Annotated in this window: 14 protein-coding genes; 5 read left to right on the top strand and 9 right to left on the bottom strand. The window is 58.4% G+C overall.

Annotated features, from left to right (window positions below; all coding sequences use genetic code 11):
* Position 1: 1 nt before the first annotated feature.
* The 4 genes from ACZZ0G_RS05845 to ACZZ0G_RS05830 all read right to left on the bottom strand — a co-directional run bounded on the left by ACZZ0G_RS05845 (position 2) and on the right by ACZZ0G_RS05830 (position 4,811).
* Positions 2-394 carry a protease inhibitor I42 family protein gene (locus ACZZ0G_RS05845; RefSeq protein ID WP_463395011.1) on the bottom strand — a complete coding sequence of 131 codons (393 nt, stop codon included), beginning with the start codon at positions 392-394 and terminating at the stop codon, positions 2-4.
* A gap of 120 nt (positions 395-514) precedes the next feature.
* Positions 515-892: a hypothetical protein gene (locus ACZZ0G_RS05840; RefSeq protein WP_463555599.1), complete on the bottom strand. Its 378-nt coding sequence runs from the start codon at positions 890-892 to the stop codon at positions 515-517.
* Between the two features lie 170 nt (positions 893-1,062).
* Positions 1,063-3,480: an endopeptidase La gene (gene lon / locus ACZZ0G_RS05835; RefSeq protein ID WP_463555598.1), complete on the bottom strand. Its 2,418-nt coding sequence runs from the start codon at positions 3,478-3,480 to the stop codon at positions 1,063-1,065.
* Positions 3,481-4,358: 878 nt separating this feature from the next.
* A complete protein-coding gene (locus ACZZ0G_RS05830; protein ID WP_463555597.1) occupies positions 4,359-4,811 on the bottom strand; it encodes a hypothetical protein in 453 nt (150 codons plus the stop codon).
* 281 nt (positions 4,812-5,092) lie between these two features.
* Here ACZZ0G_RS05830 and ACZZ0G_RS05825 point away from each other — a divergent pair, with 281 nt between their 5' ends.
* On the top strand, positions 5,093-5,281 hold the full coding sequence (locus ACZZ0G_RS05825; protein WP_463555596.1) for a hypothetical protein: 189 nt from the start codon (positions 5,093-5,095) through the stop codon (positions 5,279-5,281).
* Between the two features lie 64 nt (positions 5,282-5,345).
* Here ACZZ0G_RS05825 and ACZZ0G_RS05820 read toward each other — a convergent pair whose 3' ends face one another.
* The 3 genes from ACZZ0G_RS05820 to ACZZ0G_RS05810 all read right to left on the bottom strand — a co-directional run bounded on the left by ACZZ0G_RS05820 (position 5,346) and on the right by ACZZ0G_RS05810 (position 10,122).
* A complete protein-coding gene (locus tag ACZZ0G_RS05820) occupies positions 5,346-5,711 on the bottom strand; it encodes a DUF6124 family protein (protein ID WP_463555595.1) in 366 nt (121 codons plus the stop codon).
* Positions 5,712-6,136: 425 nt separating this feature from the next.
* Positions 6,137-8,545, bottom strand: coding sequence for a glucose/quinate/shikimate family membrane-bound PQQ-dependent dehydrogenase (locus ACZZ0G_RS05815; RefSeq protein ID WP_463555594.1), 2,409 nt, complete (start codon positions 8,543-8,545; stop codon positions 6,137-6,139).
* 215 nt (positions 8,546-8,760) lie between these two features.
* Entirely contained in the window at positions 8,761-10,122 is a 1,362-nt protein-coding gene (locus ACZZ0G_RS05810) for a carbohydrate porin (RefSeq protein ID WP_463555593.1), read from the bottom strand.
* Between ACZZ0G_RS05810 and ACZZ0G_RS05805 the strand changes: the two genes are divergently transcribed.
* The 3 genes from ACZZ0G_RS05805 to ACZZ0G_RS05795 all read left to right on the top strand — a co-directional run bounded on the left by ACZZ0G_RS05805 (position 10,121) and on the right by ACZZ0G_RS05795 (position 11,294).
* Positions 10,121-10,276, top strand: coding sequence for a hypothetical protein (locus ACZZ0G_RS05805; RefSeq protein WP_463555592.1), 156 nt, complete (start codon positions 10,121-10,123; stop codon positions 10,274-10,276). The two genes, ACZZ0G_RS05810 and ACZZ0G_RS05805, sit on opposite strands and share 2 nt — an antisense overlap.
* A 147-nt stretch (positions 10,277-10,423) precedes the next feature.
* Positions 10,424-10,654 (top strand): VF530 family protein, encoded by a 231-nt coding sequence (locus ACZZ0G_RS05800; protein ID WP_007916799.1) that lies wholly within the window; start codon positions 10,424-10,426, stop codon positions 10,652-10,654.
* A 1-nt stretch (position 10,655) separates the two neighbouring features.
* On the top strand, positions 10,656-11,294 hold the full coding sequence (locus ACZZ0G_RS05795; protein WP_463555591.1) for a Pr6Pr family membrane protein: 639 nt from the start codon (positions 10,656-10,658) through the stop codon (positions 11,292-11,294).
* A 103-nt stretch (positions 11,295-11,397) separates the two neighbouring features.
* Here ACZZ0G_RS05795 and ACZZ0G_RS05790 read toward each other — a convergent pair whose 3' ends face one another.
* Both ACZZ0G_RS05790 and ACZZ0G_RS05785 read right to left on the bottom strand, forming a co-directional pair.
* Positions 11,398-12,183: a siderophore-interacting protein gene (locus ACZZ0G_RS05790; RefSeq protein ID WP_463555590.1), complete on the bottom strand. Its 786-nt coding sequence runs from the start codon at positions 12,181-12,183 to the stop codon at positions 11,398-11,400.
* A complete protein-coding gene (locus ACZZ0G_RS05785) occupies positions 12,180-12,755 on the bottom strand; it encodes a PadR family transcriptional regulator (RefSeq protein WP_242206714.1) in 576 nt (191 codons plus the stop codon). The genes ACZZ0G_RS05790 and ACZZ0G_RS05785 overlap by 4 nt, the downstream gene beginning before the upstream one ends.
* Before the next feature lie 510 nt (positions 12,756-13,265).
* On the opposite strand from ACZZ0G_RS05785, the gene ACZZ0G_RS05780 reads away from it, so the two are divergent.
* Positions 13,266-13,757: a CS1 type fimbrial major subunit gene (locus ACZZ0G_RS05780; RefSeq protein WP_397481860.1), complete on the top strand. Its 492-nt coding sequence runs from the start codon at positions 13,266-13,268 to the stop codon at positions 13,755-13,757.
* Positions 13,758-13,775: the final 18 nt, after the last annotated feature.

Here is a 13,775-nt window from a genome sequence, read left to right as displayed (position 1 = left end):
ATCAGTTCACCGAAATGGCGCAGTCAAAGGTTTCCACCGGCAACACTTCCGGCGCCCACGGCTGTTGCGAAGTCAGGCGCAGGCGCCCGGTGCCGGGGGCGAAGGCCTGGAAACGCCAGGTCGACAAACCCGCTGCGCCGACGACGCCGGCATCCTCGGGATTGCTATAGACCTCGGGGCTGAGTGCACGCAATACGCCGCCAGCGGAATCCTGAATGGCCCAGCGATAGCCGGTGGTCGGGTTGCTTGGCAGCGTCACGATCAGGTTTTGCCCGTTGGTCAGCCGGACGGGGCATTCGCTTTGTTTTTCCACGGTCACGTTGTGTTTCGGTTGTGTGGCGCAAGCGGCCAGCAACGAGAGGGCGAGGGGGAGAAACAGGCGAGTGGGGGACATAAGGTCAGCGGCTCCGGCGTTGGCGACGAACGGCGAGCATAACTGAAGATGAGACAAAGTGTGACCAAAGCCGCGCAGGCTAAAGCTACGCGGCGACGTTAGTGTGAGTCTGGGGAGCCGTTATTCGCTAACGTCGAGTTCGACCTTGATAGGATCGGTATGGCCGTGAAAATAAAGATCAAAGTTAATTCGATATTTCCGGTTGGTGTTGTCTAGATGGGAATTGAAGGTTCCCTTGTCGGCGTATTGCGTTCCTTTTATGTTGAGGTAGAAAACCTCTTGTAGTTTTTCACCCCTCTTGAATTCGTGCTCGCCGTTAGGCGTTGATGAGTCAATTGTAAGGTTGATTGCTTCTCCATTTGGAAAACCCAGTTCTTTAGAGCCTTCAATTGTTATGTATTTTTCACTGCGCTCTATCGTGATGCGTTCGGTTTCGAATAGCTTTTTGCCGTTCTGTGTTGCGATGAAATAACCGGAAGCCTTCAATAGCTCTGACATGATGGATCCCCTGAATGAGAAAGTTCGAGAGGGAAGTTTGAGGGGCGATGGAGTGACGGGCTACTGTAAGAGTTGACAGGTTTTTATCGTTTCTTGCGATAACGTTCATTTTTTTTGTTATATAGAAAACAGGGCATTGTCGGTTGAGACAATGCCCTTGTTGCACCGGGTTAGAACAATACTTTCGCCACGTCGGCAAACCGCTTGGCGAAATGCACGGTTATCCCTTCCTTCAGATAATCCGGCAATTCCTCAAAATTACCCCGATTCGGCTCCGGCAAAATCAATTCGAAAATCTTCTGCCGACGCGCCGCGATCACCTTCTCGCGCACCCCGCCAATTGGCAGCACATGCCCGGTCAGGGTCAATTCGCCGGTCATCGCCACGCCTTTTTTCGGTGGCTGATTACGCGCGAGCGAGAGCAGGGCGCTGGCCATGGTCACGCCGGCGCTCGGGCCATCCTTCGGTGTCGCGCCTTCTGGCACATGCAAGTGGACAAAGGCTTCGTCGAAGAACTTCGCATCGCCGCCGAACTGTTTCAAGTGCGAGCTGACGTAGCTGTAGGCGATCTCCGCCGACTCCTTCATTACATCGCCCAGTTGCCCGGTGAGCTTGAAGCCACGGTTAAGCGTGTGAATCCGTGTCGCTTCGATCGGCAAGGTCGCGCCGCCCATGCTGGTCCAGGCCAGACCGGTAATCACGCCGGTGCCGGACAGTACTTGTTCGTTGCGGAATACCGGATGGCCCAGTGACGCCTCCAGATCTTTCGGCCCGAGCTTGATCACCGCTTTCGGCTCGTCGATCAGCTTCATCACCGCCTTGCGCACCAGTTTGCCCATTTGCTTTTCCAGCTGACGCACGCCGGCTTCACGGGCGTAACCGTCGATCAAGGCTTTGAGCGCGCTGTCGCTGATGCTCAGGCTGCCCTTGGACACGCCGGCCTTTTCCAGCAGTTTCGGCCACAGGTGACGCTTGGCGATGGCGACTTTTTCTTCGGTGATGTAGCCCGACAGGCGAATCACTTCCATGCGGTCCAGCAACGGGCCGGGGATTGAATCGAGGGTGTTGGCGGTGCAGACGAACAGGACTTTCGACAGGTCCATGCGCAGGTCGAGGTAGTGGTCGAGGAATTCGACGTTCTGCTCCGGATCGAGGGTTTCCAGCAGCGCCGAGGCCGGGTCGCCCTGGTAGCTCTGGCCCATCTTGTCGATCTCGTCGAGCATGATCACCGGGTTCATCACTTCGACGTCTTTCAACGCCTGCACCAGTTTGCCCGGCTGCGCGCCGATGTAGGTGCGGCGGTGGCCTTTGATCTCGGCTTCGTCGCGCATGCCGCCGAGGCTGAAGCGGTAGAACGGTCGCCCGAGGGATTCGGCGATGGATTTGCCGACGCTGGTTTTACCCACGCCCGGCGGGCCGACCAGCAGCACGATCGAGCCGCTGATTTCGCCTTTATAGGCACCGACGGCGAGGAATTCGAGGATGCGATCCTTGATGTCGTCGAGGCCGGCGTGGTGTTTGTCGAGGATTTTGCGCGCGTGCTTGAGGTCGAGTTTGTCCTCACCGTAGACGCCCCACGGCACCGAGGTCGCCCAGTCGAGGTAGTTGCGGGTGACCGCGTACTCCGGCGAGCCGGTCTCGAGGATCGACAGCTTGTTCATTTCCTCTTCGAGGCGTTTCTGCACCTGCGCCGGCAGGACTTTGCCTTCCAGACGCTGCTCGAACTGTTCGAGGTCGGCGCTGCGGTCGTCCTTGGTCAGGCCGAGTTCCTGCTGAATGACCTTGAGCTGCTCTTTAAGGAAGAACTCGCGCTGATGCTCGCCGATCTTGCGGTTAACTTCGGCGGAAATTTCTTTCTGCAGGCGCGCGACTTCGACTTCCTTGCGCAGCATCGGCAGGACTTTTTCCATGCGCTTGAGCATCGGCACGCAGTCGAGCACAGCTTGCAGTTCTGGCCCGGTGGCGGAGGTCAGGGCGGCGGCGAAGTCGGTCAGTGGCGACGGGTCGTTGGGGCTGAAGCGGTTGAGGTAGTTCTTCAGTTCTTCGCTGTATAGCGGGTTGAGCGGCAGCAGTTCTTTGATCGCGTTGATCAGCGCCATGCCGTAGGCCTTGACCTCATCGGTCGGCTCGGTGGGCTGGTGCGGGTATTCGACTTCGACCAGGTACGGTGGGCGGTGGTGTTTCAGCCAGGTCTTGATGCGTACGCGGCTCAGGCCTTGGGCGACAAATTGCAGTTTGCCGTTTTCGCGGCTGGCGTGGTGGACTTTGACCAGGGTGCCATATTCGGGCAGGGCGCCGGTGTCGAAGTGGCGCGGGTCTTCCTGGGGCGTGTCCATGAAGAACAGGGCCAGGGAGTGGTGTTCGGATTTGCTGACCAGTTCGAGGGTTTCGGCCCAGGGTTCTTCGTTGACGATGACCGGCAGGACTTGGGCCGGGAAGAACGGGCGGTTGTGGATCGGGATGATGTAGACCTTGTCCGGCAGGTTCTGGCCGGGCAGGGCGAGGCCTTTGCCGGAGGAGGTGTGTTCGATGTGTTCGGCTTCGGTGTAGTCGTCGGGGTTTTCCGGGAATTCTTGCTGGTCGCTCATGGGGCACCTGCGCAATGGGGTATGGGTCTTAGATGGGGCAGGGGCTGGGTGGTTTCAATGGGGGGCGGTGTTTCTGCTTGTGTGTTCAGGGTTTTGACAGGGTTCACGCTTTGGACTTGGCGGCCTTTGGGCCGACCATGTTGGGGGTGGTTGGTGTGTATATCCGTTTTTTCGGTGATGGCGGCTTAGGGTTTCGCCCTGACGGCGACTCACTTTTTTTCAAACGCCAAAAAAAGTAAGCAAAAAACGCTTGCTCCTACGTGCGGCCCGCTCGCTGGGGCTCGGGGTTCCTTCGCTGCGGGATCGATCCGGGCGCAGCGTCTCCGGTTTGCTTCGCTGCACCTACTCCCGCTGTGTTTGGCTGCGCCAAACGGTCGCTGCGCTCCCACGCCCGGATCAATCCCTCCACTCAGCCTTCCGACGTCGCCCGTGGATCAAGATCAAGATCAAGATCAAGATCAAGATCAAGATCAAGAGCAAGAGCAGGCGAGCTGAGACTCGGCCTATTGAGTGGTGAAGAGCGGGGTGTGGTCGACTCTGGATTTGTGGTGGTGCTTTCCCTCACCCCAGCCCTCCCGAAACGTCGGACCGCCCAGAGGGAGAGGGGGCCGATTTTTGGGCTTTTCAAAATGTGTGTTCGATTCGGTATTTCACGCAGGCATACATCCCCCAAACACCTCAATCAGTCCCCTCTCCCCTCTGGGAGAGGGCTAGGGTGAGGGGCTTTTCGAAGTGTGTGTTCGATTCGGTATTGCACGTCGGCGTACTTCTACCAAACAACTCGATCAGTCCCCTCTCCCTCCGGGAGAGGGTTAGGGTGAGGGGCTTTTGATTTTTTACGTTCTGCATTTGGATACGGGTTTACCTGACCAAGGTCGTTACAAAGGCCAAGTCAGTTCCTGGAGCAGGAAGAACCCATTGCAGGTGAGTTCACGCCTGTCATCCGTGTGGCGTGCGTTGCCTGAAAGTTTGAAGTCTTTGAAGTCATATCGGTAGAGGTCGGGATTAGGCTTGCTGACCGCGATAGTTGAAGAGGATTCCGTTTCATATTCATAAAACTGGATACCCAAATCTGTAACGACTCTTTCAGAGTAGCGAGGTGCAGATGGCGTCATCAGTTCGCGAAGTGAAACGGAAAAAGTTCGCTCGCTCGATAAGCCTTCGTTGTGACCGAAATCAAAGTAATACCCCCCTAACGGGTTGAAAGACACGGAAGTGGCTGTGGTCCTGTAGCTGGTCAGATCTAAATAAGTACCGCCGATAGTGCCTTTCACCTCAATATCAAGGACACCGACGGCGAAGACTGCTGGGGATGCTTTTGAAGTTGTCATGGGGACTTCCTGGACTGATTGAGTTGGATAAGGAAGTCTGAGAGAAGCGGCATGAATTGTTAACTGTCATATCTGACAGGTTTTTATGCATATTCGTGATAATGCCCCATGAGACGGGTTATATAAGACGCACACGGTAATCCGGTGCCGGGTGGCGTGCTTGCCCTGTGCCCCTGTAATTTCTGACAGTAGACACATAGCCCTGTTGAGCCGAGATTAACCAGGCGCCCTTGGGCGTCAGGATACTGCATGCCAATCTAACTAATTCAAGGAGTCAAACCGTGAGTCATAAAGATTCGGATTATAAGAGTTACACCATTCGCGAATATTCCTCCGACACACCGGGACTGCATTTTCAGGTGATCTTCAGCGCAACAGAACAGAGTTTGTTGCTTGAGACCCGCAAACAGGCCGAGCAATTGATCATTGATCGATTGGAGCGGATGAAAAGTGGAGGCAAAGCTTTTTGAGTCCGTCGGGCAACGCTCATCTGTGCAGGAGCAGCCTGCGGCAGCTCCTGCACAGGGTGGGTTGTCAGGTTTGTGCGGGAATTTCGTGGTTATCCAGCACGCGGTTCACGGCCAGTTCGGCGAGCATGATGATTTGCTGGATCGCCAGAATCGTCCGCCGCTGTGGCAGGTCGATGTAGGCGGCGATGTCGCTGCTCATCACGCTGGCCTGGGCAAGTGATTCACAGGCGTGGACCAGCAGGCTTTCACTGTCCTGGTCTGGGGCGACCTGGAACATGGTGCTGGGTTTGTGGAAACGCAGGGTCAAGGCGTTGGGTTTGAGGTAGTGGTCGAGGGCGCGTTCGGCGGCTTCGTGGAATCTTTTTGAGCCGGGGAATTCGTAGGGAGTGGTGTCGTCCGCTTCGGGCGGATTGGGGGTTGGTTTTTTCATTTTTGACTCCTTGGGAAATATTGGAGCCATCCCCCTAGTTGCCGCGACGCAATTCGAGGGTGGCAGCTATACACGGGTTCGCGGACCGACTCCCAAGGCACTTCGGCATACCCGAAGGTATCCCGCGCATAGCCGCCATATAACGAGCTGACAGACACGTATGTGCCGCCGTCAGCGGGGCGAATTATGCCTTAAGAGGTCGGGCCGCGACGCCCGTTCGCTGAATTTGCAGCGACCCCCCGAGCCTATCCAGCCGATTTTCCGAGGCACAACCGACGCGACCTGTCGGAAAACTCCGCGCAATTACCAGCATTTGTAAGAAGTGCACATTTCCCACAGGTTTCTCTATCAGATTCGAAAATCGGCATGCACAAAAAAGGCGATGTCCCTCTCGAGACATCGCCTTCTGCAACTACCGGTAAAACTTATTCCGACAGTTTGTACGCAATCACATAGTCACCCTGCTTGGTGCCGAGCGAGCCGTGACCGCCTGCAACAACGAGCACGTATTGCTTGCCGTCCTTGCCGGTGTAGGTCATCGGTGTGGTCTGCGCGCCGGCTGGCAGGCGGCCTTCCCACAGTTGCTTGCCGTTTTTCACGTCGTAGGCGCGCAGGTACTGGTCGAGGGTGCCGCTCAGGAAGGCTACGCCACCGGCGGTGGTGAAGGTGCCGCCCAGGCTAGGCACGCCCATGCTCAGCGGGATCGGAACCGGCGAGCTGTCGCGCACGGTGCCGTTCTTGTGCATCCAGATGGTTTTGCTGGTGGTCAGGTCGACCGCTGCAACATAACCCCACGCTGGCGCCTGGCACGGCAGGCCCATTGGCGACAGCAGTGCTTCGAGGACTACGCCGTATGGCGCGCCTTTGTTGGGCTGGACGCCTTCGGTTTCGCTGACGCGTGGACCTTGCTTGGCGATTTCGGCGGCCGGGATCAGTTTCGAACGGAATGCCATGTAGCTTGGGTTGACGAAGGCGATCTGGCGCACCGGATCGACCGAGATGCCGCCCCAGTCAAACACGCCGAAGTTGCCTGGATAAACGATCGAGCCTTGCAGCGATGGCGGGGTGAACGGGCCGTCATAGCGCAGGGACTTGAAGTCGATCCGGCAGAGCATCTGGTCGAATGGCGTCACGCCCCACATGTCGCGTTCTTTGAGCGGCGGCGGCATGAAGTTGAGATCGGATTTCGGTTGGGTCGGCGAAGTGTGGTCGCCTTCCACTGCGCCTTGCGGCACCGGAATCTCGTTGATCGGCACGATGGCCTTGCCGGTGCTGCGATCCAGTACGTAGATGCTGCCCTGCTTGGTCGACGCCAGTACCGCAGGCTTCACGCCGTCGGCGGTTTTGATGTCCATCACGGTTGGCTGACCGCCGACGTCCATGTCCCACAGGTCATGGTGGGTGAACTGGAAGTTCCAGCGCACTTTGCCGGTGGCGATGTCCAGCGCGGTCAGGCCGGCTGCGTGCAGTTCCGATTCAGGGGTACGCGCGCCACCGAACTGGTCCGGGGTCTGGTTGCCCATCGGCAGGTAGAGCATGCCGAGTTTTTCATCGACCGCGAACATCGACCACATGTTGGGCGAGTTGCGGGTGTAGGTCTTGCCCTCGGCAATCGGCGCAGTGTCGTCCGGGTTGCCGCTGTCCCAGTTCCACACCAGTTTGCCGGTGTGCACGTCGAACGCGCGGATCACGCCGCTTGGCTCGTCGGTGGAAACGTTGTCAGTGACGTGGCCGCCAATGACCACCAGGTCTTTGGTGACCGCTGGCGGCGAAGTGGAGTAGTAACCACCGGCGTTGAAGCCGCCAATGTTGGCCGACAGGTCAACCTGGCCTTTGTCGCCGAAGTCTTCGCACATTTTGCCGGTGTCGGCGTTCAGGGCGATCAGACGGGTGTCGGCGGTCGGCAGGAAGATGCGGCGCGGGCAAGCGCTGGCCGGGGCCGGGCTGGCCGAACCGGTCGGGCTCTGCTCGGAGGCATAGACCGCGTCGTCGTGATAAGTCACGCCACGGCAGGTCATGTGCGCCCAGCCTTTGAAGTTGGCCGCGTTCTGCGTGCTCAGCTTCGGATCGAAACGCCAGATTTCCTTGCCCGAATCCGGATCAAGGGCAATCACCTGGCTGTGCGGCGTGCACACGTAGAGCATGCCGTTGACTTTCAGCGGGGTGTTTTCGGCGGTGGTTTCGCCCGGATCGTTTGGACCCGGGATGTCGCCAGTGCGATAGGTCCACGCCGGCACCAGTTTGCTCACGTTGGCCGGAGTGATCTGCGCCAGTGGCGAGTAACGGTCGCCGTGGGCGCTGCGGCCGTAGGAGTTCCAGTCACCGTCGGGCGTGGCCGGTGCGGTGTTGGTCATGCCTTCGACGCTGTCGCGATCCAGTTGGCCTTTGATTTCACCCGGGTTGGTGAATTGGCTGGCCAGTGCAGTCAGACCTGCCAGCACGACGGCCACGCTCAAGGCACCGGTGCCCATCGGGGCCGGACCGTTGAGCAGCAGCGGACGACGGAACCATGGCAGCAACATCACCAGGCCGAGGGCGAACAGCATCGCCAGACGCGGCACCAGTTGCCACCAGTCCAGACCGACTTCCCACAGCGCCCAGACGGTGCTGGCGAACAGCACGATGGCGTACAGGCCCAGCGCTGCGCGGCGGCGCATCAGCAGCAGAATGCCGGTCAGCGCAATGCCGATACCGGCCAGCAGGTAGTACAGCGAGCCGCCGAGCATGCTCAGCTTGACCCCACCGGCCAACATGGCCAGGCCCATCAGTAGAAGCAGAATGCCGAGCAGGCTCGGTAGCAGACGGCCCCGACTCGAAGCACTTTCGGTGCTCATAGTGTGATTCTCCGTGACGTTTTATGTAGTCCCGCGCTGTAGTCACTTTAGATGACGATTTGGCACAGGCATGGTTCAGATAAAAACTTGTCTAGCTAACGAATTTCATGTGGGAGCGAGCTTGCTCGCGAAAGCGGTGTGTCAGCAGGCAAATGTGTTGACTGACACGACGCCTTCGCGAGCAAGCTCGCTCCCACAGGTTTCTTCAGTGTTTTTTAGAACGAGGACTGGATCTTGATCCCGCCGATCAGGGCGTCGTCGACGTCGTTCACGCCACCGGGGTGGCGGATGTATTGCAGGTTCGGGCGTACGGTCAGCCAGTTGGTCACGTGCACGCCGTAATACAACTCGGCGCTGTATTCGGTGTCTTGCGGCGGCAGGAACGTCGGGTCGTCGTAGTCGTACACGGCATTGGCGCGGTTACTGGCCTCGGCGTTTTTGCGGAAGGCCGGGTTGACGTGCACGCGGGCGAGGGCGAAACCGATGTCGTCCTTGGCGCGCGCGTCGAACGGGCCTTTGTAGGTGATGCCGGCCTGCACGTAATTGTCGATCGCGTTGGTTTTCTTGTCGTGCATCGTGCCGTTGGCGAACACGCTCAGGCCGCGCGAGTTATCGCTGGCCATGCTGGTGATTTGCTGTTGCACACCGAGCCACACGCCGTGTTTGCTCGACGCGCTGCGGTAGGCTTCGCCGCTGAGGGCGGCCGGTTGACCGTGGCTGTCTTTATAGACGTCGCTGGCCTTGGCGTTGCTGTAGTAGTAACCGGCGCGATATTCGCCTGGCAGGCCGTTGAGTTTCGGCGTCCACACCAGTTCGATCGGCAGGATTGCGCCTTGTGTGCCGCTGCCGCTGAGTTTGAAGCCGTTGCCGCGATCCAGGTTCGACGGGTTCTGCTCATAGGCGCCGACCTGTGCGTACAACTCAGGGGTCAGGTGATATTTGACGCGCAGCGCCCATTGGCTGACCGGCCAGTTGTACCAGATGCCGCCGACCCAGTTGCCAACTTGCGAGCCGCAGAATGCGAGGTTCTGGAAGTCGCACGGGAAGCTGTTGAAGTCTTCGCCTTCACCGAAACGGCCGACCTTGATGTCGAGTTTCTGATCGAAGAATTTCTGCTGGTACCACATCTGCGTCAGGCGCGTGGTCTGGCCACGGCCCCAGACCTCCTGGGCCGAGGTGAAACCACCGACGCGTGGATCGTTGATGCGGTCGTTGCTGATGTTGTTGCCGCTGCGCTTGGTGATGGTCAGTTGAAACTCGGCATCGTCCCAGCCGAGGATCTTTTGCAGATCCAGGTGCGTGCCCAGACCGAACTGGTCGCTGTAACGCGCGGTGCGGTCGTGGTCGTAGCCACCGTGCAGATTGCTGCCCATTTCGCCGGTGTAATCGAGTTTGAAGTCGTAGCCTTTTTCCGAGAGTTCGGTGCGCGTGCCGTTCCAGTCACCGAGCATGTACGGTGATTCGCTGTCGAAGGCGGGTGCCGCTTGTGCGCAGGTGGCGAGGCCCAGCACAGTGCAGCCGCCGAGGGTGCGCAGGGCTGAGATAGCGCTATCTCGGGAGAAGGAAAAATCAGGCATGGATAAGTCTTTTTTTGGTGTTTTCGGGAGTGCAATTCGCGCGCTTCAATATGTCGCAGGCAGTGAAGCGGTTCAGCAGAAGGGCGGCAGGATAATGATCTGTTACAAAAAGACAAAGGCCTTTTGTGAACATGCAGCGTTTCGGATTCGGTAACAGTGCGGCAAACGGGCGCATTGTCGGCCGCTTCGCAGCCTGCGATCTTTTCAGGTTGGCCTACATTTGAAGTCAGGCCTTCCACCCGAACACCCCCTCGGCTAAGGTGCGCGGCTTCTGCATTTTCACTTCGCCCAAAGGCCTGGCATGAACGAACAAACCCCCGATCCGCTGCACGGCGTCACCCTTGAACAGATCCTCAATGCACTGGTGAGCCATTACGAGTGGTCGGGGCTGGCCGAGCGCATCGATATTCGCTGCTTCAAGAGCGATCCGAGCATCAAGTCGAGCCTGACGTTTCTGCGCAAGACCCCGTGGGCGCGGGAAAAGGTTGAGCGTCTGTACGTGAAGCTGATGCGCACCAAGCGACCACTCTGAGATGGACGCCGTCTGGCGGCGACGCCTGATCACCTGCGCAGCCGTGCTGGGTTGGGCGGGGTTGGGCATTCAGCTGTACCTGATTTTCTTCGCACGCTTGAGCGTCGGCGCCAGCCTGTTGGGCGGGTTGGTGAGCTTTTTCAGCTACTTCACGATTCTGACCAACACGCTGGTGGCGACGGTGCTGACCTGCGCCGTGACCGCTCGCGAATCCGCCGCGCGCCGCTGGTTTTTGCAGCCGTGGGTGAGTGGCGGGATTGCCGTGAGCATTGCTGTGGTTGGCCTCGCCTACAGCCTTTTGCTGCGGCATTTGTGGCATCCGCAGGGTTGGCAATTTATCGCTGACGAGTTGCTGCACGACGTGATGCCATTGCTGTTTCTTGGCTATTGGTGGGTATGCGTTCCGAACGGCACTTTGCGCCTGTGGCACCTGCCGGTGTGGCTGATCTATCCGCTGGTGTATTTCATCTACGCCTTGCTGCGCGGGCATTGGCTCGGCGCGTATGCGTATCCGTTCATTGATGTGGCGGTGTTGGGTTATCCACAGGTGCTGGTCAATGCCGGGGGGATACTGGTGGGTTTTGTGCTGATTGGGTTGGCACTGATCGGCCTCGACCGCTGGCAAGCCGTACGAAGTTAAGGTCAAGGGTGGGAGCGAGCCTGCTCGCGAAAGCGGTGTATCAGTCGACATCGTCGGTGAATGTCAGACCGCATTCGCGAGCAGGCTCGCTCCCACAGGGATATCACTCTTCTTCAGATCCCTCGGCGCGCCAGTAGCCGACGGCTTTGATGAGCTGCTCGTCCAGCCCGTGCTCATCGATCAGCACCCGGCGGATCTGCCGTGAAACCTTGGTTTCCGTCGCCACCCACGCATACAGATTGCCCGTGGGCACCTGCAACTGCTTCACCGTGGTCAGCAGGTTGTCCTTGCCACCCTCACGCAACACCCAGATCACATTGACCTGCGCCGCGCTTTCCAGCACTTGTTGCTCGGCGCCGTTTTCCACTTCGATTACCACCAGCGCCTTGCGATTGGCCGCCAGACCTTCGAGGCGGCGGGCGATGGCGGGCAGGGCGGTTTCATCGCCGATCAGCAAGTAGCTGTCGAAAATATCCGGCACGATCATTGAGCCGCGCGGGCCGCCGATGTGCAGGAATTGCCCGGGTTTGGCTTGTTCAGCCCAGGTCGATGCAGGGCCGTCACCGTGCAGAACAAAATCGATGTCCAGTTCCAGCGCATCGAGGTCGTAGCGGCGCGGGGTGTAGTCGCGCATTTCCGGTTTCGGTCCGTCGTCCTTGCCGGCGCCGAGCACCATGGTTTCCAGCGCGGCGGTTTGTTCGGCGTTCTGCGGGAACAACAGTTTGACGTGATCGTCCGTGCCGAGGCTGATGAACCCGGCCAGCTCCGGCCCGCCGAGGGTGATGCGGCGCATGCGCGGGGTCAGGTCGACCACGCGCAGCACTTCGAGCTTGCGGCGTTTGATTTCGTGCATCACGCGGTGAATGGTTTGGCTATCGACTGCAGTCATTCGCTTTTCTCCGAAACAGGTTGAACGGCGGGGCCGTCGACGATGGCTTTGGCGGTGTCGTTGAGCAGGTCACGCACGCGCAGGATTTCTGCCGGGCTCCAGCGGCCGTGGTGCATTTGCAGGGCGTGACGCAGGTTGTGTACGGCTTCGTGGATTTCCGGCGGCCGATCATGGCCGCGCAATGAGCGTTTGCTCACATCAATGCGCATGCGCACGCCATCCAGCGCTACCGCTTGCTCACTGAGAGATAAACGACCGGCCTCGGTAACGCTGTAGCGTTTTTTGCCACCCTCAGCGTCGCCGGTGATCAGTTCGCTCTCTTCAAGAAAGGTCAGGGTCGGGTAGATCACGCCGGGGCTGGGGCTGTACGCGCCGTCGAACATGCCTTCGATCTGGCGGATCAGGTCATAGCCGTGGCACGGCTGTTCGGCGACCAGCGCCAACAACAGCAATTTCAAATCACCGGGGGCAAACACCCGTGGGCCACGGCCGCCACGTTCACGGCCGGGGCGTTTCTCGAAGCCGTCACGACCGTCGCCGTGCTCGCGGTGGGGGGAATGATGGTCTCTCATTTCAGTCTTCTCTCGTCGTGTTTAGATACAACTTAAGATATATCTTATGGCGGGTGCAAGACGTTTTTCCCTGAGCCGTGACCTCGGCTGACGAGCGGCAGCTGCCCCGCGAATGCAAGCGGTGCCTTTTCAGGCGGATTTCGGCGGCGATAACTTTAAAGTTAAAGTCATCACTCTAATCGCTGTAGAGTATATGTTCTAAATAACTCCGGGCTGCCGTATTTACAGGGTTGATTTGCTGTATGGTTTTTTAACTTAAACTGTCTGTAGGGGATAACTTACAGTTACTGTTTCGAATATCGTTTTTTTGTTCTTTTTTCTTGCGGGTCATAGGGTTGTTTAACTACGCGGTTATCGGAAGTTACTTGCTTACTTTCCAGAGGCAACAGCCGATGATGCCCCGGCATTGAAAGTTCAAGTTGACCTGGCTCAACTCGGGCAGCGACTCGGGCAGTGATTGTCTTGAACTTTCAATGTTCATCCCCCTATCAAGAAAACAGGTACATAACGATGTTCAAGAAATTCGCAATCGCCGCTCCACTGGCTCTTCTGGCACTGGGCTCCACTGGCGCATTCGCCGCTGGTGAAGCGTCGCACTCGATCAGCCTTGTCGCTCATGTGCCGACCAACGGTTTCTATGTTGTGCCAACCGACCCGGATCTGGTCAACAAGGACCAGGACATGAGCTACCAGCCAACCACCGGCAAGATGCGCGACGTCAATGGTTTCTTCGATGTGCGCAACAACAACGGCTCGGTACACGCCAGTCTGGAAAGCCAGCCGAAACTGGTGGCCGGCAACACCACCATCGACTTGCAGGTGTTGCTTAACAACAAGGAACTGACCCTGACTCCGCAAATGGTCGTCGGCGAATCGGAGTCTGACGTCAACTACCGCGCTCCGCTGAAAATCACCGCGCGTGGCAGCAACTTCGAGCCGGGGGATTACACCGGTTCGGTGGCCATGATCTTCGATGCCGTGCCACCGGTTGCTGGCAACTGATCATTGATCAGGCACTAA

The sequence above is a fragment of the Pseudomonas sp. AC169 genome, assembly GCF_979258515.1.
The sequence above is the reverse complement of the archived record's forward strand: the minus strand, read 5'-3'. Positions and strand labels throughout refer to the sequence as shown.